This is a genomic window from Streptomyces sp. NRRL B-3229, assembly GCF_000719505.1.
GTDB lineage: Bacteria > Actinomycetota > Actinomycetes > Streptomycetales > Streptomycetaceae > Streptomyces > Streptomyces griseorubiginosus.
The window spans coordinates 1-218 of record NZ_JOGP01000166.1 but is presented as its reverse complement, the minus strand read 5'-3'; the positions used below and the strand labels follow the sequence as shown (position 1 = coordinate 218).

Below are 218 nucleotides of genomic sequence, written 5' to 3'. Positions count from 1 at the left end.
GCGAGGATGCCGGAGTCGTCACCCGAGCCGGTGTCGTCGAGGACCTTGCCGTTGAGGATCTTGGCACCGGGCGCGACGCCCTTGTACTTGCCGCCCGACTTGGCGCCGGTGCCCGCCGCGATGGACGCGACATGCGTGCCGTGACCGAACTTGTCCGTCGCGTCAGCCGCGGCGGAGAAGTTCTTGGACTCGATCACCTGCGTCTTGAGGTCCGGGTG

The 218-nt window shown here is 67.9% G+C and carries 1 protein-coding gene; it reads right to left on the bottom strand.

What is annotated here, in order from left to right:
• On the bottom strand, nucleotides 1-218 hold a 218-nt coding region (locus tag IF54_RS40340; RefSeq protein ID WP_037821305.1), incomplete at both ends, for a S8 family serine peptidase.